The organism is Bradyrhizobium sp. NBAIM03 (genome assembly GCF_020194055.1).
GTDB classification, from domain to species: domain Bacteria; phylum Pseudomonadota; class Alphaproteobacteria; order Rhizobiales; family Xanthobacteraceae; genus Bradyrhizobium; species Bradyrhizobium yuanmingense.
Map to the genome: position 1 here is coordinate 1 of NZ_JADYVS010000042.1, position 18,495 is coordinate 18,495.

At 64.3% G+C, this 18,495-nt stretch carries 20 protein-coding genes; 7 read left to right on the forward strand and 13 right to left on the reverse strand.

The features are described from left to right. Window positions 1–168: 168 nt before the first annotated feature. From I6F21_RS35435 to msrA, 3 genes are all read right to left on the reverse strand, one after another. The gene (locus I6F21_RS35435; RefSeq protein WP_035998916.1) at window positions 169–333 is read right to left on the reverse strand and encodes a DUF3309 family protein; all 165 of its coding nucleotides are present in this window, start codon (window positions 331–333) and stop codon (window positions 169–171) included. 108 nt (window positions 334–441) lie between these two features. Further along, window positions 442–861 (reverse strand): peptide-methionine (R)-S-oxide reductase MsrB, encoded by a 420-nt coding sequence (msrB, locus tag I6F21_RS35440; protein WP_035998918.1) that lies wholly within the window; start codon window positions 859–861, stop codon window positions 442–444. 30 nt (window positions 862–891) lie between these two features. Beyond that, window positions 892–1,596, reverse strand: coding sequence for a peptide-methionine (S)-S-oxide reductase MsrA (gene msrA / locus I6F21_RS35445; protein WP_035998921.1), 705 nt, complete (start codon window positions 1,594–1,596; stop codon window positions 892–894). 247 nt (window positions 1,597–1,843) lie between these two features. Between msrA and I6F21_RS35450 the strand changes: the two genes are divergently transcribed. After that, window positions 1,844–3,532 (forward strand): caspase family protein, encoded by a 1,689-nt coding sequence (locus tag I6F21_RS35450; protein ID WP_035998926.1) that lies wholly within the window; start codon window positions 1,844–1,846, stop codon window positions 3,530–3,532. 6 nt (window positions 3,533–3,538) lie between these two features. Here the strand turns inward: I6F21_RS35450 and I6F21_RS35455 are convergent, their stop codons facing one another. The 7 genes from I6F21_RS35455 to napE all read right to left on the reverse strand — a co-directional run bounded on the left by I6F21_RS35455 (window position 3,539) and on the right by napE (window position 10,630). Then, on the reverse strand, window positions 3,539–4,918 hold the full coding sequence (locus I6F21_RS35455; RefSeq protein WP_202801492.1) for a lysophospholipase: 1,380 nt from the start codon (window positions 4,916–4,918) through the stop codon (window positions 3,539–3,541). A 156-nt stretch (window positions 4,919–5,074) separates the two neighbouring features. Then, on the reverse strand, window positions 5,075–6,190 hold the full coding sequence (locus I6F21_RS35460; RefSeq protein WP_035998929.1) for an ATP-dependent RecD-like DNA helicase: 1,116 nt from the start codon (window positions 6,188–6,190) through the stop codon (window positions 5,075–5,077). Window positions 6,191–6,456: 266 nt separating this feature from the next. Next, window positions 6,457–7,110 carry a NapC/NirT family cytochrome c gene (locus I6F21_RS35465; protein WP_035998932.1) on the reverse strand — a complete coding sequence of 218 codons (654 nt, stop codon included), beginning with the start codon at window positions 7,108–7,110 and terminating at the stop codon, window positions 6,457–6,459. Next, window positions 7,107–7,577, reverse strand: a complete 471-nt coding sequence (locus I6F21_RS35470; protein ID WP_225184180.1) for a nitrate reductase cytochrome c-type subunit — start codon at window positions 7,575–7,577, stop codon at window positions 7,107–7,109. The genes I6F21_RS35465 and I6F21_RS35470 overlap by 4 nt, the downstream gene beginning before the upstream one ends. Further along, on the reverse strand, window positions 7,574–10,087 hold the full coding sequence (gene napA / locus I6F21_RS35475) for a nitrate reductase catalytic subunit NapA (RefSeq protein ID WP_225184181.1): 2,514 nt from the start codon (window positions 10,085–10,087) through the stop codon (window positions 7,574–7,576). Before napA ends, I6F21_RS35470 begins: the two co-directional genes overlap by 4 nt. Window positions 10,088–10,103: 16 nt before the next feature. Then, window positions 10,104–10,418 carry a chaperone NapD gene (locus I6F21_RS35480; RefSeq protein WP_225184182.1) on the reverse strand — a complete coding sequence of 105 codons (315 nt, stop codon included), beginning with the start codon at window positions 10,416–10,418 and terminating at the stop codon, window positions 10,104–10,106. Window positions 10,419–10,444: 26 nt separating this feature from the next. Further along, complete coding sequence (napE, locus tag I6F21_RS35485) at window positions 10,445–10,630, reverse strand: periplasmic nitrate reductase, NapE protein (RefSeq protein ID WP_018318384.1); 186 nt, start codon at window positions 10,628–10,630, stop codon at window positions 10,445–10,447. Window positions 10,631–10,860: 230 nt separating this feature from the next. On the opposite strand from napE, the gene I6F21_RS35490 reads away from it, so the two are divergent. The 5 genes from I6F21_RS35490 to I6F21_RS35510 are packed head-to-tail and all read left to right on the forward strand — an operon-like array spanning window position 10,861 to window position 15,115. Then, window positions 10,861–12,066 carry an LLM class flavin-dependent oxidoreductase gene (locus tag I6F21_RS35490; RefSeq protein ID WP_225184183.1) on the forward strand — a complete coding sequence of 402 codons (1,206 nt, stop codon included), beginning with the start codon at window positions 10,861–10,863 and terminating at the stop codon, window positions 12,064–12,066. 46 nt (window positions 12,067–12,112) lie between these two features. Then, a complete protein-coding gene (locus I6F21_RS35495) occupies window positions 12,113–13,282 on the forward strand; it encodes a DUF3618 domain-containing protein (protein ID WP_346656847.1) in 1,170 nt (389 codons plus the stop codon). An 11-nt stretch (window positions 13,283–13,293) separates the two neighbouring features. Continuing rightward, complete coding sequence (locus I6F21_RS35500; RefSeq protein ID WP_225184184.1) at window positions 13,294–13,971, forward strand: hypothetical protein; 678 nt, start codon at window positions 13,294–13,296, stop codon at window positions 13,969–13,971. Beyond that, a complete protein-coding gene (locus I6F21_RS35505; protein WP_225184185.1) occupies window positions 13,968–14,384 on the forward strand; it encodes a phage holin family protein in 417 nt (138 codons plus the stop codon). Before I6F21_RS35500 ends, I6F21_RS35505 begins: the two co-directional genes overlap by 4 nt. After that, window positions 14,381–15,115, forward strand: a complete 735-nt coding sequence (locus I6F21_RS35510; protein ID WP_225184186.1) for a hypothetical protein — start codon at window positions 14,381–14,383, stop codon at window positions 15,113–15,115. Before I6F21_RS35505 ends, I6F21_RS35510 begins: the two co-directional genes overlap by 4 nt. 84 nt (window positions 15,116–15,199) lie before the next feature. Here the strand turns inward: I6F21_RS35510 and I6F21_RS35515 are convergent, their stop codons facing one another. From I6F21_RS35515 to I6F21_RS35525, 3 genes are all read right to left on the reverse strand, one after another. Beyond that, window positions 15,200–15,679, reverse strand: coding sequence for a DUF2269 domain-containing protein (locus I6F21_RS35515; protein ID WP_225114794.1), 480 nt, complete (start codon window positions 15,677–15,679; stop codon window positions 15,200–15,202). Continuing rightward, the gene (locus tag I6F21_RS35520; protein WP_036022129.1) at window positions 15,679–16,953 is read right to left on the reverse strand and encodes an SDR family oxidoreductase; all 1,275 of its coding nucleotides are present in this window, start codon (window positions 16,951–16,953) and stop codon (window positions 15,679–15,681) included. Before I6F21_RS35520 ends, I6F21_RS35515 begins: the two co-directional genes overlap by 1 nt. 157 nt (window positions 16,954–17,110) lie before the next feature. Beyond that, window positions 17,111–18,016: a LysR family transcriptional regulator gene (locus I6F21_RS35525; protein ID WP_225114793.1), complete on the reverse strand. Its 906-nt coding sequence runs from the start codon at window positions 18,014–18,016 to the stop codon at window positions 17,111–17,113. 101 nt (window positions 18,017–18,117) lie between these two features. On the opposite strand from I6F21_RS35525, the gene I6F21_RS35530 reads away from it, so the two are divergent. After that, the gene (locus I6F21_RS35530) at window positions 18,118–18,387 is read left to right on the forward strand and encodes a hypothetical protein (RefSeq protein ID WP_225184187.1); all 270 of its coding nucleotides are present in this window, start codon (window positions 18,118–18,120) and stop codon (window positions 18,385–18,387) included. Window positions 18,388–18,495 lie beyond the last annotated feature (108 nt).

Genomic DNA, 18,495 nt, shown 5'->3' on the forward strand with positions numbered 1-18,495 from the left:
GTTGGGGAGGGCAGGGGCCGCAATCGAGCGGGCCCGCCGCATGTCGTTGTCGCCCTCTAATATAGGCCGATTTGACAAAAATGCGACCCCCGCGATGCGAGATGATGAATCAGCGCATGGCAGCCCCGCGGAGACGAAACTTATCAATGTTTCAATGACTTATATGGCTTAAACTTTGCCAAGAAGCAGCAGCACGACCAGGATCACCAGCACGACCCCGCCGATCCCGATGCCGGAATGGCCAAGGCCATAGCCGTAGCCGCCGAACCGGCCGGACAGGCCGCCGACGAGATAGATGATCACCAGGATGATTAGGATGGTCCCAAGCGCCATGGCATCCTCCCTGGCGGCCACCGAAATGCGATGATCGGCCGCACCGCCAGAGCAGAAAAGCACATCGCGCCGCCGGGTTCCACGGGGGAACCCGGCGGCGGGCTTGGGTTATTTGGGCTCGAGCTTCAGGGCCGCGGAATTGATGCAGTAGCGCAGGCCGGTCGGCCCGGGGCCGTCGGGGAAGACGTGGCCGAGATGGCCGCTGCATTTGGAGCAGAGCACCTCGGTGCGGATCATGCCGTGGCTGGTGTCCCGCTCCTCGTCGATGTGGCTCTCGACCGCGGGCTGGGTGAAGCTCGGCCAGCCGCAGCCGGAATCGAACTTGGCATCCGACTCGAACAGCACATTGCCGCAGCCGGCACAGACATAGGTGCCGGCACGGTGGTCGTGCTCATATTCGCCCGAGAAGGGACGCTCGGTCGCCTTCTCGCGCAGCACGGCGTATTGCATCGGCGTCAGCTCGCGCCGCCACTGCTCTTCACTCTTGATGACCTTGTCGTCGGTCGCTTTCGTCTTGGTGTCGGGCATGGGTCTCCCGTTGCTTTGGGGATCTCGCGATCAGTTGGTGGCCTTGCCGGCATTCACCAGCGTCGGCTTCTCGATGTAGTTATCCGCGAACAGCTTTTTCAGGTTCTCGACCTTCGGGATGTCGTTATAGACGATGTAGGGCTGGTTCGGGTGCAGCGTCAGATAATCCTGGTGATAGGCCTCCGCCGGATAGAACGCCTCCAGCGCGCCGATCTTGGTCACGATCGGCTTGTTGAACACCTTGGCGCCGTTGAGCTGGGCAATATAGGCCTCCGCGACCTTCTTCTGCTCGTCCGACGTGGTGAAGATGGCCGAGCGATATTGCGGGCCGACGTCGGGACCCTGGCGGTTGAGCTGGGTCGGGTCGTGCACCACCGAGAAGTAGATCTGGAGGATCTTGCCGTAGGAGATCTTCTTCGGGTCGTACTTGATCTCGACCACCTCGGCATGGCCGGAACGGCCGCTCGACACGGTCTTGTAATCGGCGGTCGCCTTGGTGCCGCCGGCATAGCCGGAGACCGCGTTGACGACGCCTGCGGTGTGCTGGAAGACGCCTTGCACGCCCCAGAAGCAGCCGCCGGCGAGCACGGCGGTCTGGACGCCGCTCGCGGGCGCCGCGTCCAAGGTAGGGGCTGGGATCACGACCGCCTCCTCCGCGGCCCGCGACGGCATCACGAAAGCCAGCGTCAGGGCGGTGGTTGCGGCGAGCAGGGTGGAGAGGGCGGTTCGGCGCATGGCATCCTCTTTCGGAAGGGCTGACAGTCTAGGGCGGTCGGGACCGGGCGAACAGCCTGCCCGGCCGCGTTTTCGCATCATCCGAGATACGGGCCGTACCGCAGATTGTTACGCCGGGGCGGACACGAGACCGTGAGGACGCGGCTGACGCGGCGACGGGCCGGCTTGGCGGGATGCGGAACTCCGCGCTAGATGAACCGGCGCGATCGATGATCGACCAAATGGTGGCTGGAGCTGGCCTGACAACATGCTGCGCGTCGTACTCCTGATCCTGGCCGTCCTCGCCGCCGGCACTTGCTTTGCCGCGGCCGATCTCCGAGCCGGCGACGATCTCGCTTTGTGCCGCGACCGCCAGGCCGAGCTGCAGGCCCGCGCCGCCGCCTGCGAGAATCTGCTGAGCGCCGATCGCCTCACTGCCAAGGACAAGGCGATCGCCCTGTCCGCGCGTGGCAATGTCCTTCTAAACAAGCGCGACCATGTCCACGCGATCGAGACGCTGTCCATGGCCATCGACCTCGATCCCGACAACGTCGTCGCGCTCAACTTGCGCGGCCTCGCCTATGAGCGGAGCGGCCAGGAGGATCTCGCGATGGCCGACTACAACCTCGCGCTCCGGAAACGCCCGGCCTATGGCGTTCCCTACAACAACCGCGGCGTCATCCACGCGCGCCGCGGTGCGCTGCAGAGCGCGATCGACGATTTCAGCCTGTCGATCAAGTACACGCCGAAATTCCTGCTCGCCTGGACCAATCGCGCCCGCGCGCGCACGCTGATGAAGGATTTCGACGGCGCCATCGCCGATTTCGCCGAGGCCGAGAAGATTGATGCGGCTGCGCCGCAGATCGCCGGCAACCGCTGCATCACTTACGGCATGATGGGCAAGTTCGACCGAGCCCTGGCCGATTGCAATGGCCTGATCGAAAAGCAGCCCAGGAACGCGTTCGCGATCAACAACCGCGCCGACTTCAACATGATGAAGGGCGATCTCGACGCGGCGCTGAAGGATTACAACACGGTCATCCAGAACAACCCGAACAATGTCCGCGCCCATTCCGGCCGCGGCCAGATCTACGAGCGCAGGAAGGATCTCGCGCAGGCCCGCGCCGATTATCGCGCCGCCGCCTATTCGCTGACGAGGTTCGACGAGACCGAGGTTGCGCGCGCCCGCGCCATCGCGCAGGAGCGGCTCGCCGCCCTGACGCCGAAGGAGGCGGCGAGCGCGACGACCGGCCGTCGCGTCGCGCTGGTGGTCGGCAACGGCGCCTACAAGAACGTCCATGCGTTGCCCAATCCGCCGCGCGACTCGAAGCTGATCGCCGGCGTGCTGCGCGACCTCGGCTTCCAGACCGTGATGGACACCAGGGACCTCACCCGCGATGCGTTCTTCCAGACGCTGAAGGCCTTCGCCGAGGAAGCGGAAAAGGCCGATTGGGCCATGGTCTATTATGCCGGCCATGGTTTCGAGATCGGCGGGGTGAACTATCTCGTTCCGGTCGACGCCAAGCTCACCGCCGACAAGGACGCCGAGACCGAGGCCGTCGCGCTCGAGCAGGTGATCGCCGCGGTCGGCGCGGCGCGAAAAGTGCGCCTCGTGGTCCTCGATGCCTGCCGCGACGATCCGTTCGCGCCGGCCATGCAGCGCACGCTGTCGCTGAAGCTGGTCGAGAAGGGCTTTTCCAACATCGAGCCAGGTGCGGGCTTCATGGTGGTCTACGCCGCCAAGCACGGCCAGACCGCGATGGATGGCGATGGTAGCCCCAACAGCCCGTTCGCCACCGCGCTCGCGCGCGAGATCAAGCAGCCGAAGGTCGAGATCCGAAAATTGTTCGACATCGTCCGCGACGACGTCTGGGCCGCGACCAGGCACGAGCAGCAGCCGTTCACCTATGGGTCGCCGCCCGGGCGGGAAGATTTTTACTTCGTCGCGGGGAAATAGCCGCGCTCACGCCAGCGAATTGAACCAGTCGAACGCCGTCGCGTGTCCGTTCAGAACGGCCGCTTCGCCATAGAGGCTCGACAGGAACGTGCCGCGATGGCTTGCGCCATTGACCGCGACGCCCGCGGCGAAATGCCCGCCGGCGGCGATTGCGGGCCGCACCAGCCGGGGATGCAGCGCCTCATCGGCCAGCCCGTAGTAAAATCTGATCGGGGAATCGTACTGCCAGTACGTCGCACCATTGCCACCAAGGCGGCGCAGCAATGCGCTGTTGGTCTCGTTGGTGAAGCGATCGAAGAAGCCTTCGACCAGGAAATCGCCGGCGGGCGGAATGCTCTTCGCGATCTCGCCCTCGAGGCTGTAATCGGACCAGTATTTCTCCGCGAAGGCTTGATATTGGGGCTTGACCGCCGTCTTGAACAAGTCGGTCAGTCCGTAGTAGCGGCGATAGCTGCCGAGCAGGACGATCAGGCAGGGTGTGATCCAGGCCGGCGGCATCGGGTAGGAGGTTTCCGAGGCCGGAATATAGGCCGTGGGGTTCGTCCAATAGTGAAAGCTCTCGGCGAGATCATTGAACGGACTCTGTGTGGCGGTCGCCCGCACCTTGATGCCGCGGCGCTGCAGCTCCTGTTTCAGCCACTGCGTGTTCAAGGCGCCTTGCGACCAACCGTTCAGGAACAGGTTTGATTGGCGCAGGCTCAGTGTCCGCAATTCGTGCAACCCTGCCGTCAGGATGTCGAGGCAGCATTGCACCGTCGCGCCCTTCACGGCATAGGCTTCGCTCCGACCGTTGCGATAAGGGCCCTTGCCGACATAATCGGCCGCGACGACCGCATAGCCGTTGCCGGCGAAGCGCTGGACGTTGAACAGGGTCTCGATCGAATCGACATTGTCGCGCAGCTCGTAATTTTCGTCCTTCAGCCGCAGCAGGTTCGACGGGACCTGATCGAAGGAGAGGATCGTGCCGTGCTGCCATGACAGGAGCGGCAAGGTGCCGCGCGCGCCGACCGGAACCGCAAGCAGGCCGCTGACCTTGACGCGTTCTCCGGTATCCGGGATGCGCGTGAAGGTGACGATGCGCCGCAGCTCCACGTCGTTTCGTGCCGCATATCTTTCGGGAAAGGCAGCTGGCAGGATATTGCCTTCGTTGAAGACGGCATAGAACTTTGCGGCCAGCGTATTGAGCCGTTCCTTGGAGACGCGCACAGGCTTGCCCGCATCCGTGCGTCGTACCTGCGCCGGCAATGCAAAAGCGGTGTCCGGAATTGTGGTCGAGAGCGCAAGGCCCGCTGCCGCGCTTCCGGACTTGAGGAAGCTCCGGCGGCTCACTGCAACATCATCGAGCCGGCGATCGAGGTCATCAGGCTTTGTCGCGCGAGAGGTCATGCGTTCCACTCCGAGGAGATCGCAAGCTGATACAGCACAAAGCCTAGCGGGCGGTGAACGCACCTCGTCGTGGCTGCTCATTGTGAGGGTCCGTGGCCCGGATGAGCGCAGCTACAAGCGGCGGATATCGCTACGCTCATCCGCGCTACGGCAGCTTCATACCACCACGCTCAGCCGTTTCGCGGCACGCGTGATGCCGGTATAGAGCCACCGCGCCCGCGAATCCTGGAACGCAAAGCTCTCGTCGAACAGCACGACGTCGTCCCATTGCGAGCCCTGCGATTTGTGCACGGTCAGGACGTAGCCGTAGTCGAACTCGTCATAGGGCTTGCGCTGCTCCCAAGCGATCTGCTCGACGCCGCCCTCGAAGCAATCGGCGCGCACTGAGACCTTGGTCACCTTGTGACCGAAATCCTCATCCGGCGACAACCGCATTGAGAGGATGCGCGATTTCGATCGCGAGGTGTTGCGCGACTTGACGCGCCACAGGCCGCCATTGAACAGGCCCTTCTTGCGGTTGTTGCGCAGGCACACCAGCTTGTCGCCGGCGACCGGGAACTGGTCCTCGATGTTCTGGCGCTGGCGCACCCGCATGTTGTAGGCGCGGCGCGTGTTGTTGCGGCCGACCAGGATCTGGTCGGCGCCCATGACGCGATCGGGATCGAGCTCCTTGCGCGAGACGACCTCGCTCTCGCCGTAACGGCCAATGTCGAGTTCGCGTCCCTCGCGGACGTCCATCGACATCCGCACGATCGGATCGTCCTGGGCCTGGCGATGCACCTCGGTCAGCATCGCGTCCGGCTCGGAATTGGTGAAGAAGCCGCCGCCCTGGATCGGCGGCAGCTGCGCGGGATCGCCCAGCACGAGGAGGGGACAGTCGAACGACATCAGGTCGCGCCCCAGTTCGGCGTCGACCATCGAGCATTCGTCGATCACGATCAGCTTGGCCTTGGAGGCGGGCGCGTCGTCCCACAGCTCGAAGCTCGGCTGCTCCTCGCCGGATTCGCGGGCGCGGTAGATCAACGAATGAATGGTGGAGGCGCCGTCGCAGCCCTTGTTGCGCATGACGAGGGCCGCCTTGCCGGTGAAGGCGGCGAACTTCACCTCGCCGTCGACACCCTCGGCAATGTGCCGCGCCAGCGTGGTCTTGCCGGTGCCGGCAAAGCCGAACAGGCGGAACACCGGCGGCGTGCCGCCCCGTCCCGGCTTGGCCTTGAGCCAGTCGCCGACGGCCTTGAGCGCAGCATCCTGATGCGGGGTGAAAGTGGCCATGTCTGTCTTGAGGGAGCGGCGAATGAGGCGATTCGCCTTCCCCCAAACTAACCATTCGCCCCGCTGGTTCAAGCGCGGGCCCGTCGCATTTGAAGTCCGTTCTCGGCCGCCATCCTTCGAGACGCCCGCCTTTGGCGGGCCCTCAGGATCAGGGCTGAGTGCGCGGCGGCATTTTTGGCGGGCAAGATGCCGTTGAGCCTCATCCTGAGGAGGCTGCGAAGCAGCCATCTCGAAGGACGAGGCGTTCACTCAGGCGTCGCCAAACCCTACTGCCAGCCGGGAACGCCGCGCATGTCGGGCAGCTGGTGGGCGATGCCCTTGTGGCAGTCGATGCAGGTCTTTTCCTTGGTGAACAGGAAGCGCTGGTGCGCCACCGAGGCCCGCGGCGACTGCTTCGTGATGTCCATGGAATCGGCGCTGTGGCAGTTGCGGCATTCCAGCGAGTCGTTGGCCTTGAAGCGCGCCCATTCGTGCGCGGCGAGCTCGAGCCGGTGATCCTGGAATTTCTCGCGGGTGTCGATCGTGCCGAAGATCTTGCCCCAGACCTCCTTGGAGGCCTGCATCTTTCGCGCGATCTTGTCGGTCCAGTTGTGCGGCACGTGGCAGTCCGGGCAGGTCGCGCGCACGCCGGAGCGGTTGGTGAAGTGGACGGTCGACTTCAGCTCGGCGTAGACATTGTCCTTCATCTCGTGGCAGCCGGTGCAGAACTTCTCGGTGTTGGTGATCTCCAGCGCGGTGTTGAAGCCGCCCCAGAAGATCACTCCGGCGACGAAACCGGCCAGCACCAGGGTGCCGAGCGCGAACACCGAGCTCGGCCGGGTCAGCACCTGCCACAGCTCGAGCAGGAACGCCCGGCTGCGCGCGATGACGCCGCGCTTGGCATTCAGCTCCGCGTTGGGATCGTCGGCAGTCGTCGTCATCTGCGACCACCCGGGCTTGCGCGCGACAGCAGCGTGTCGATGTCGGTGAAATCGTTGCTGACCGGCGGATTGGCGGTGTTCTGCGGCACGTGGCATTCGGTGCAGAAGAAGCGGCGCGGCGAGACCGAGGCCAGAAACTGGCCGTCGCGATCCATGAAGTGCGTGATCGACACCATCGGCGCCTGCGACTCCGTCGTGCGCGCCCGTGCATGGCAGGACAGGCATTTGTTGCCGTTGAGGTCGACCTGATAGCCGTCGATATTGTGCGGGATGACGGGCGGCTGCTCCGGATAGTTGCGCACCTCCTTCTCGGAGGTGTTGCGGTTCGGCAGCATCGGCGGCGCCGGGCCCTCGTCGTTGAGCGGGGTCGGGCCGCGCAGGCCGGAGCTCACGGTCTGCGCCGTCAGCGAGCTTGTGCCGGCTGCGATCGCGAAGGCGAGCAGGATGATTGCGGATCGTCTCATCATGACATGTTCACCCGCTCGATGCGCACGGCGCATTTCTTGAAGTCGGTCTGGAGCGAGATCGGATCGGTGGCGTCGAGCGTCACCTTGTTGATCAGCTTGGATTCGTCGAACCACGGCACGAAGACGAGGCCGCGCGGCGGCCGGTCGCGGCCGCGCGTCTCGACGCGGGCGCGGATGAAGCCGCGGCGGGAGACCACCTTCACCTCGTCGCCGCGCCGGAGCTTGGCCTCTTGCGCGTCGTCCGGATGCATGAAGCAGACGGCTTCGGGAAAGGCCTTGAACAGCTCGGGGACGCGGCGCGTCATGGTGCCGGAATGCCAGTGCTCCAGCACGCGGCCGGTGGAGAGCCAGTAGGGATATTCGTTGTCGGGCGATTCCGCCGGCGGCTCGTAGGGCAGCGCGAAGATGCGGGCCTTGCCGTCGGCATGGCCGTAGAACTGCACGTTGGTGCCCTGCTTGACGTAGGGGTCGCTGCCTTCGCGGAAGCGCCACTTGGTCTCCTGGCCGTTGACGACGGGCCAGCGCAGGCCGCGCTCCCTGTGATAGGTGTCGAACGGCGCGAGGTCGTGGCCATGGCCGCGGCCGAACTGGGCATATTCCTCGAACAGGCCCTTGTGGACGTAGAAGCCGAACGCCTTGGATTCGTCGTTGGCATAGCCCGGCTCGATATCGGTGACCGGGAATTTGTCGACCTGGCCATTCTTGTAGAGCACGTCGAACAGGGTCTTGCCGCGATATTCCGGCTTCTTGGCGATCAGCTCCGCGGGCCAGACCTCCTCGATTCTAAAGCGCTTGGAGAACTCCATGAGTTGCCAGAGATCCGACTTCGAATCGCCCGGCGCGGGGACGAGCTGGTGCCAGAACTGGGTGCGCCGCTCGGCATTGCCGTAGGCGCCTTCCTTCTCCACCCACATCGCGGTGGGCAGGATCAGATCGGCCGCAAGCGCGGTCACCGACGGGTAGGCGTCCGAGACCACGATGAAATTATCGGGGTTGCGGAAGCCCGGATAGGTCTCCTCGTTGACGTTGGGACCGGCCTGCAGGTTGTTGTTGACCTGCACCCAATAGGCGTTGATCAGGCCGTCCTTCAGCATCCGGCTTTGCAGCACGGCGTGCGCGCCCGGCTTGTCCGGAATGGTGCCTTCGGGCAGCTGCCAGATCTGCTCCGTGTGGTCGCGATGCTTCTTGTTGGTCACCACCATGTCCGCGGGCAGACGGTGCGAGAAGGTGCCGACCTCGCGCGCGGTGCCGCAGGCCGAGGGCTGTCCGGTCAGCGAGAACGGGCTGTTGCCGGGCGCGGAGATCTTTCCGGTCAAAAGGTGGATGTTGTAGACGAGGTTGTTGCACCAGACGCCGCGGGTGTGCTGGTTGAAGCCCATGGTCCAGAGCGAGACCACTTTTGTCTTCGGGTCGGCATACAACTCGGCCAGCGCCTCGAGCCGGTTCAGCGGCACGCCCGACATTTGGGCGGCTTTCTCCAGCGTGTACTCCGACACGAACTTGGCGAATTCGTCATAGCTCATGTCGGTGGCGTCGTTGGGTTTCGCCGCGCCCGTCGCCTTCTTCTGCAGCGGATGCTCGGGCCGCAGGCCGTAGCCGATGTCGGTCTGGCCGCGCTTGAACACGGTATGTGCGGCAACGAAGTCCTTGTTGACGCGACCGGTCTTGATGATGTGGTTGGCGATGGCGTTGAGGATGTACAGGTCGGTGTGCGGCTTGAACACCATGCCGATGTCGGCGAGGTCGAACGAGCGGTGCTCGAAGGTGGAGAGCACGGCGACGCGGACATGCGGTGCGGACAGCCGGCGGTCGGCGATGCGCGTCCACAGGATCGGATGCATCTCCGCCATGTTGGAGCCCCACAGCACGAAGGCATCGGTGGCCTCGATGTCGTCGTAGCAGCCGGCCGGCTCGTCGATGCCGAAGGTGCGCATCATGCCGGCGACCGCCGAGGCCATGCAGTGCCGCGCATTGGGATCGATGTTGTTGGTGCGGAAGCCGGCCTTGAACAGCTTGACGGCGGCATAGCCTTCCCAGATCGTCCACTGGCCGGAGCCGAACATGGCGACGCCGTTGGGGCCGCGCTTCTTGATCGCCTCCTTCCACTTCAGCTCCATGATGTCGAAGGCTTCGGTCCAGGTGACGGGCGTGAACTCGCCGTTCTTGTCGTACTTGCCGCCCGTCTTGCGCAGCATCGGCTGCGTCAGCCGGTCATGGCCGTACATGATCTTGGAGAGGAAGTAGCCCTTGACGCAGTTGAGGCCGCGATTGACCTCGGCCTTGATGTCGCCGTGGGTGGCGACGACGCGGTTGTCCTTGGTCGCGACCATCACCGAGCAGCCGGTGCCGCAGAAGCGGCAGGCGGCCTTGTCCCATTTCAATTCGCTCTCCTTCCGCTCGGCGGCGAGGTTCGCGGCGAGCGCCGGTGCCGGAAGGCCGGCGGCGGCCGCGGCGATCGCGGCGGCCTCGAGCTTGAGCATCTGGCGGCGGTCGAGCTTCGGCGATGTCATGATGGCTCTTCCTGACTCAGGCGGTTTCGATAGCGTGGAAAACGAGCGCTGCGGAATAGACGTTCGGCAGCGACTGGATGGTGTTGAGCATGGTGCCAAGGCTGCCGGCATCCGCCGCTTCAGCCACGACGACGAGCTTTCCGCGCGCGTCGCGGGCATGAATCTCGCAGCCGGGAAGCGCTGCGATCTGCGCTTCCAGTTCGGCAAGGCGCTCGGGCCGCGCCTGCACGATGATGCTGGCGATCTCGGCGCCCGGCGGCGCGATGACGCGGTCGGCGCTGAGCATCCGGCCGGTGATCAAGGCGCGGCGGTTGAGTGTGGCGTGAGCCATGATGCCTGTCTTTCGCTGGTTGCCGATCAATGCGGGGAGGGCGGCGGGCCGGGAGGGCCGGCGAACATCTGGTAGATCCAGACGCCAAGGCCGTAACTGCCGACGGTCCCGACCGCGAGCACGGGCATCACGATCGCGGTCAGGAACAGGAAGGCGAAAATCTCCATGCGCTTACGGCGCACGCGCGACGTCGTGTCGTCAGGGGCCGACATATTCGGTCTCTTGAAGCTGTGGGGAATCGTGACGGCATCCGGGCCGTCGCCTTGCTGCACTTTAGATACGTTCCACCCGACAGCGCGTTGATTTGGATCAATGTCGGTTGGCTGCTTCTCGCTGCGCCGGAGGATGGATCGTCTCCCACGTGGCGGAATTGCGCATCCGTAGACAGCGTCGCCTCGCGCATTAAGATGGCGTTAACAACAATAAGCGGGAGAGCGACGCCATGAAGTTCGGCATCTTCTACGAGCTGCAGCTGCCGCGGCCCTGGGCGGCCGGCGACGAACTCGCCCTTTATCAGAATGCGCTCTCGCAGATGGAGCTCGCCGACAAGCTCGGCTACGACCATGCCTGGGCGGTCGAGCATCACTTCCTCGAAGAATATTCGCACTCGCCCTCGCCGGAATCGTTCCTGGCTGCCGCAAGCCAGCGCACCAAGAACATCCGGCTCGGCCACGGCATCCTCCAGCTCACCACCAATCATCCGGCGCGGGTTGCCGAGCGCGTCGCAGTGCTGGATTTGCTCAGCAACGGCCGCTGCGAGTTCGGCATGGGCGAGAGCGCCTCGATCACCGAGCTGGAGCCGTTCGGCCGCGACATGGAGACCAAGAAGGAGGTGTTCGAGGAGGCGGTCGCGGCCATCTTCCCGATGTTTAAGGACGCAGGCTCAGAGCATCACGGCAAATATTTCGACATCCCCTTGCGCAACGTCGTGCCCAAGCCGGTGCAGAAGCCGCACCCGCCGCTGTGGATGGCCTGCTCGCAGCTGCCGACCATCGAACGTGCCGGCCGCCACGGCTTCGGTGCGCTCGGCTTCCAGTTCGTCAGCGCCGATGCCGCGCATGCCTGGGTGCACGCCTATTACAACGCGATCACCAAGCGGCTGCACAAGCTCGCGGACTACGAAATCAACCCGAACATGGCGCTGGTCTCGTTCTTCATGTGCGCCAAGACCGACGAGGAGGCGCGTGCCCGCGCCGACGGCGCCACCTTCTTCCAGTTCGCGCTGCGCTTCTACGGCGCCGCGCAGAACCGCCAGCGCCCCGCGCCCTACACCGTCAACATGTGGGACGAGTACAACAAGTGGAAGCGCGACAATCCGCAAGCCCAGGAGGCGGCGCTGCGCGGCGGCCTGATCGGCTCGCCCGACACGATCCGGAAGAAGCTGAAGCGCTTCCAGTCCTCGCACATCGACCAGGTCATCTTGCTCAACCAGGCCGGCAAGAACAGCCACGAGCATATCTGCGAGTCGCTGGAGCTGTTCGGTCGCGAGGTGATGCCGGAGTTCCAGAACGATCCGGCGCAGGCGGCCTGGAAGCAGGGCGTGATGAGCGGCGAGATCGAGCTGGAAGAGATCGATACCGAGGCTTTCACCGATCGCTACGGCAAGCTGGCGATCAACGTGGCCCCCGCGAAGGCGGCGGCGGGGTAGCCTGTAAGCAACGACAGGTCCTGCTTCCTGGTGCTGAAGCGGTGCGGTGAGCCGCGCATCAGTGCGGCGTTTTGACCCGGAGCAGACCTTTCGAACCCTTCCGCATCCAGCAATGGTTAGGCGGCCGAGGTCGCGCGCCGTTGCGCTGCTTCACGCATATCGTCGTCCCGGCAAGCGCCCAAGCGGCGCGAGGAACGATTCAACACAGCGTGAGTTCGACCTCAAATCTAAGAAACAAAGGCAAGAGGGTAACGCGATGACACGATCCGTGGAGGAGTTGAGACGCGAGTCCGAGCGTAGCCGCGCCGAGCTGGCGGCAACGGTCGGACGGTTGAAGGAGCAGATATCGGACACCGCCGAGGACATTCGCCACAAGGTCTCGCCGCAGCACATCAAATCCGAAGTTACCGAATACGTCAGCCACAAGACCCAGAGCTGGGTCGAAGGGCTCAAGCAACAGATCATGGACAACCCGATGCGCGCAGTCGCCGCGGGCGCCGCAGTCGGCATTCCGTTGCTTCGGTTGGTGCGAGGTACGCCGTTGCCACTTCTCATGGTCGGCGCAGGACTCGCTCTGACCTCGAAGACGGTGCGCGATCGTGCTGCAGACGTCACCGCCCCGGTCATGGACAAAGCCGGGCACATGCTTGAGGAGGTGGCCGAGAGCGCACGGGCGATGCAGGGTGACGCCAAGGAGACGCTATCCTCCGCGCAAAGCCGAACCGCTGGCATGGCTGATGACGCGCAGGAGAAGGCCGCCGGCATTGCCGCCGATCTGCGGGAGAGCGCGGCGCGTGCTGCCAGTTTTGCGGGTGAAAAGCTCAAGAGTGGCATGAATGCAACCAGGGATGCCGCCGCGAGCGCGCCTGACCAGGCCCGGCAGGCCATTGGCGACAATGCTGCGCTCATCGGCGGCCTGGGCATCGCGATCGGCGCCATCATTGCGGCTGCTCTTCCCGAGACCAAGGTCGAAGCTAAGGTTATGGGCCGGACGAGCGACGAGGTGAAGCAGGCTGCTGCCGCCGCGGCGCAATCCGGGTTCGAGGCCGCGAAAGACGCCACCACGTCGGCGGCCGATGCTGCGGTGCAAAGGGTCGCCGATGCTGATCTCGGCACCCATGCCAGCCGCATGACGCAGAACATGGCGGACACTCTGAAGGAGGCTGCGGACGACGTGGTCAAAGCTGCCTTTAGCCCCTCTCAAACCAACACCTGAAGGAAACCATCATGAGCGATTTGGACCCGCAGAACGTGAAGCAGTTCACAAAGAACCAGGACAAGGGCACCGCGAAGGACATGAAAGAGCAGATCGGCGATGCCGGAGCGGAGATGAAGCAGCCCGCCGGCGATGCGTTCCGGGCATCGGCCGACGTCGCGCGAGACAAGTTCGGCGAGGCCGCGGATGCAGCAAAGGGCGTCGCGGACGGAACCATGGACCAGATCCAGAGCCAGGCGCGCGAACAGCAGCGATCGGGCGCCGATTTCGTCGAGCGCCTCGCGGACAACATCCGCGAGGCCGGCCGGGCTTTCGAGAGCGACGTACCGTTCGCCGCACGCGGCATCGGTTCGGCGGCGGACTATGTCGAGGATGCCGCTCGGAAGATCCGGGACGGAAGTTTCCGAGATCTTGTCGCAGGCGCGACCGATTTCGCCAAACGTCAGCCGGCCGCCTTTCTTGGCATATCGGTGCTGGCTGGCTTCGCGGCCGTTCGCTTCCTGAAGGCATCGGGCGGACAGTCGTCATCCCAAGGGCAGCGCAACACCCCCGGCAGCAGGTCGGGGAGCGGGCAAACGTCGGGTGGGACCCCGTTCTCGGCGGGAGCGCAAAACTGGAATCAGGAGTCCGGGACCCGTAACCCCCATACGCAACAATCCTCATCCTTCCAGGGCAGCACGTTACCATGAGCATCGAGCGCGATATCAAAACCAGCAAAAGCGAGTTCAGGGAAATCTCGACGCTGCTCGGCGATGCCATGTCGCAGTTCGCCAAGCTGTTCCAGAACGAGATCGACCTGGCAAAGGCAGAACTTGGCGAGAAGCTCCAGAAGATCGGCGGCGCCGTCGGCTTGATCGTAGGCGGCGCCGTTCTGGTGATCCCGGCCATCGTCATGGCCTTGTTTGCCCTCTCGGCCGCATTGATCTCCGCAGGATGGTCGCAGCCGCTGTCATATCTGACATCGGCAGTCATCGCTGCGGCCATCGCCGCCGCGCTGGTCGCCATGGGCATGAACCGGCTTGATATGCGTCAGCTGGCTCCCCGCGAAACGATCGGCCAGCTGGAAAAAGACAAGGACACCGTGAAGGGAATGGTGCGATGAGCAGCACGAAAACCGGCTTTATCGACAATCTGGTAACGGCAGCCAGGGACAATCCGCTCGCCGCGGCCCTCATCGGAGGCGGCGCGCTTTGGCTATTGGCCGGCGACCAGAAGTTAAAGACTATAGCGCGTTCTGCTGCCGAGGCCGTCGAACCTGTTGCCGATATCGGGACGCGCGGCTTCAGCTCGGCAGCATCCGCGATCAAGCGGACCGTGGCGCCGCCGACCGCCCCCGAAATGGACAACGACGGCTCGCAAGGGTTCGGGGAGACCCTGCGTGGCGCGACCGCCGCCACTTCCGATACTGTCTCGCAGGCCGCCGAGGGCGTCCGGGATCGTTTCGACGAGGGCGTCGCCTTCGCGCAGGAGCAATTCAGCAAGCTGGGCAATGCGCTTCCGAACAAGGACACCATGACGAGTGCGAAGTCGTCACTGGCAGACATGCTGGAGCGGCAACCGCTCGTGCTGGGGGTCGTGGGCATCGCAATTGGTGCTGCCGTGGCGGGCGCGTTCCGCGCCTCCGAGATCGAGAACCAGTATATCGGAGACGTCAGCGACGACGTGAAGGCTGACCTGAACCGGCGCGCCGGTGCGGTCTCGCAGGCCATGCGCGAAGCCTCGGACACGGTTTTCTCGGAAATCAGCGATACCGGCGCCGAAATTGTGGATCGGGTCAAGCAGGCCGGGATGGACGCCGCGGCAGCTGCCCGGGCCGAGGTGAAGGCTCCCTAAATGAGGCGAGGGAGAGCGGGGTGCGTGGCCACGCGCCCCGCTCTGGTTGGGTGATCAGGCAGGTGGGTTGTCCTGAAGGCGAACCTAATCCCAGTATGGAATGGCCGGACGGGCGATCATCAGCCAGAAGATCATCAGCACGGCCGCGAACGCCGGAAAGCCGAAGGCGAACCACCACCAGAAGAGACGGTGATAGCGGGCGGGCAGCTTGCCGTTGTTCGCGACCGCCGCGACGGCGAGATTGCGCATCTGCATCTGCATCCACACCACCGGCAGCCAGAAGGCGCCGATCACGAGATACAGTGCAATCGACGCCGCCACCCAGCCGTCGCCGAGGGAATAGCCGCTCGACCAGGCGAGCCATGTCCCGGTGATCGGCTGCAGGATCACGGCACTCGCCGTGAACAGGAAGTCGGCCAGCACCACCGTCCGCGCGACGCCCGCGATCTCGCGCGGGTCGCCGCGCAGATGCGCCACCAGCATGAAGAAGGCGATGCCGGCCCCGGTGCCGAGCAGCACGGCAGCGCCGATGATGTGCGCCATCTTCACGAGGAAGTAGAGCATCAGCGATCCTCGCGGATGGCCATGGCGACCAGGTTGAGCATGATCACCGGCCAGATCTTCAGCATCGGTCCCAGCGGATCGGCCCACAGTCGCGGCACCAGGACGGTGCCGATCACGGCATAGGTGAGCGAGATGATCAGTGCGGCCCAGAGTCCGTAGCGGCTCAGAGGCCGCCAGAGAATGGCGATGCCGATGACGATGTCGGCGAGCGCGCCCGCGGTGACGACGAGCGCCGCGACGTTCCCTTGCAGCCCGCCTTCAAGCAGCAACGACATGCCGATATTCCAGCCCGCGCTCAGCGAGATGATGCCGGTGGCGATCCAGAACGCGCCGAAGACACCAAAGATCAGCGGCTTGAGCGCATACAGCTGTGCAAACCAGCGTTCCTGCACCGACGCAGGCTCGCGTGCGAGCGCGACTTCGAGATCGCGCGGTGGAGTGCCGGTCAATCGACGCCAGGGCTCGGGATCGCCGGTCGCACCGCGGCGCATTTCCGCCTGTGCCGTCGTGTTGATGGGCGTTGGCCATCCCAGCATCTGCGCAACGTCGCCCGCACGATAGGCAATTGAAGCCGCCCAGCGCGGCAGCTGCAGGCGATAGGCCGGGCGCCAGCGCAGCCAGGCGCGAAACAGCGCGACCGCATCGCTGAAGGCGATCCGCCGCGGGCCGGCCAGATCGACCGCGACCCGTGAAGGCGCGCCGGGCTGCAGGAAGAACAGCACGGTCTCAACGACGTCGTCGAGATGCACCGGTTGAATCGCCGCCGTGTCCGGCATGACCGGCAGAACCGGCAGCGCCGCCAGCCCGCGCAGCAGCGCGCTGCCACCATAGGCGGGCCGGCCGACCACGACAGAAGGCCGCAGCACCACCCAATCGAGCTCCCGCGCCATCAAGGCGGCTTCGCCCTCGCGCTTGGTGCGGGAAAAATCGCTGAGCGCATCGACATTGCTGCCGATTGCCGAGAACAGGATGACCCTGCGGACCCCGGCGGTCTCGCAGGCCGCATAGAGTGCCGCGCTGCCGGCGACATGAACGCCTTGCATGTCCTGTCCCTGCAGCGCACCCGCTGCATTGATCACGGCATCGACGCCGGCGAGAAGGCCCTTCCATTTCGACACATCGGTGGTCCGGGCGACGTCGAGCGCGACGTGGCGAGGATCGTGCGCCGCCGCGGGATGACGCGACACCAAGATGCAGTCATGTCCTTCGGCGGACAGCCTGGCGTGGATCGCCGATCCGATAAGTCCTGTAGCCCCGACGAGAAGGATGCGCATCGACTGATCCTTCGATGAGCGGCCTGGGCAACGCCCTGATCAAGCCTTGAAGATACGGACCAATAAAGCGGGGCTGCAATCGTTCCTCGCGGGGGAACTGATGGGTTTGGCTGCAGGCAGAGAACCGGACACCCCGCCCCGCGCAGCTCCCTTGAAGTCAATGGCGGATGATCGAAAGGGTACGGAGCGACGCAGCGGCGTGATCCGCGAATGCCCTCACAGCCGGTGCGGTGCGCCGGGAACCGGGAATCACGACTTGAACCGGTACGGCCGGCGGCTCATAGGCCGGAAGAAGACGCACGAGCTTGCCTGACGAAATCTCGGCTTCGACCTGATAGGATAACAGTCGAGCGATGCCTTGGCCCGATGTCACGGCGGCAATGACCGTGTCGAGATCTGTCGTCATGAGGCGCGGCATCATGCGAACCGTGTGCAAGCGACCTCGATTCTGAAAACGCAGTTCGGTCGGCCCCGCAAATCCGGAAAAGAACACGACATCGTGCTTCGGTATGTCTCGCGGATGTCGAAGCTCAGGTTGCCTGCGCAAGTAGGAAGGGCTGGCGACCAGGACGCGACGGACCGACCCCACCGATCTGACGACGAGGCGCGAGTCGCGCGGCTGACCTATCCTGACCGCAACATCGATGCCTTCACTGATCAGGTCGAGCGATCTTTCGCCCATGACGAGCTCGATACGGATCGCCGGATGAGCGTCAAGGAAGCTCGATACGATCGGAGCGACATGACGGCGTCCGAAGATGGTGGGAGCGGCTATTCGCAGGATACCGTGCAGCGGAGCCCCCTCCGTCTCGACAAGCCTGCTCATGACGGTCGAGTAGCCGTTGACCAGCTCGCGGGCGCGCTCAGCAAAGTGGCGTCCGGCATCCGTCGGTGCAAGGCGGCGGGTTGTTCGCTCCACCAATCGTCTTCCGACCCTTTCCTCGAGGGCCGCAAGCGCGCGAGTGACCGCGGGAGGCGAACGCTTCAATCGCTTTGCTGCGCCTACCAGACTTCCAACCTCAACTATCGCGACGAATGTCGCAAGTTCATCGAGCCTGTCCATCGGATCATTCCCCGAAATGGAATTGTGACTTTCAGCATTAATTCTAGTGCAATTCAGGAGGTCGTAATAGCCTTCGAATGCGGTCGGCAGCGGAGGCGATCATGATCGCGGCAGCGCGAGAGGCCATAAAGGCTGATAACGCAGACGCAGTGCTCGCGTTTTTCAACGAGCATCAGTGCCCCGCCGCCTTTGTTTCGCAACACGTTTCGAAAGGTGCCCTCATGCCCGCAGCATTGGAATTTCTGTTGTGGTGTGTCGCGCTCGCAACGTGGCTGATGCTTCTTTGCGCGGTGGTAAGTGAGCGCTTGAAGCGGCTCTCAAAGCTTTTCAGTCATCTGCGCGAGATTGCTTTCAGGCACAGGGTGAAGTGACTCGGTGGGGCCATCGGATCAGCCTCATCTGAGAAAATCGCGACGATGCCGTCTCGAAGGGGGAGGCGCAGCGTGAGACCCGCCAATGGTGTCTGCAACAGCCGAGCG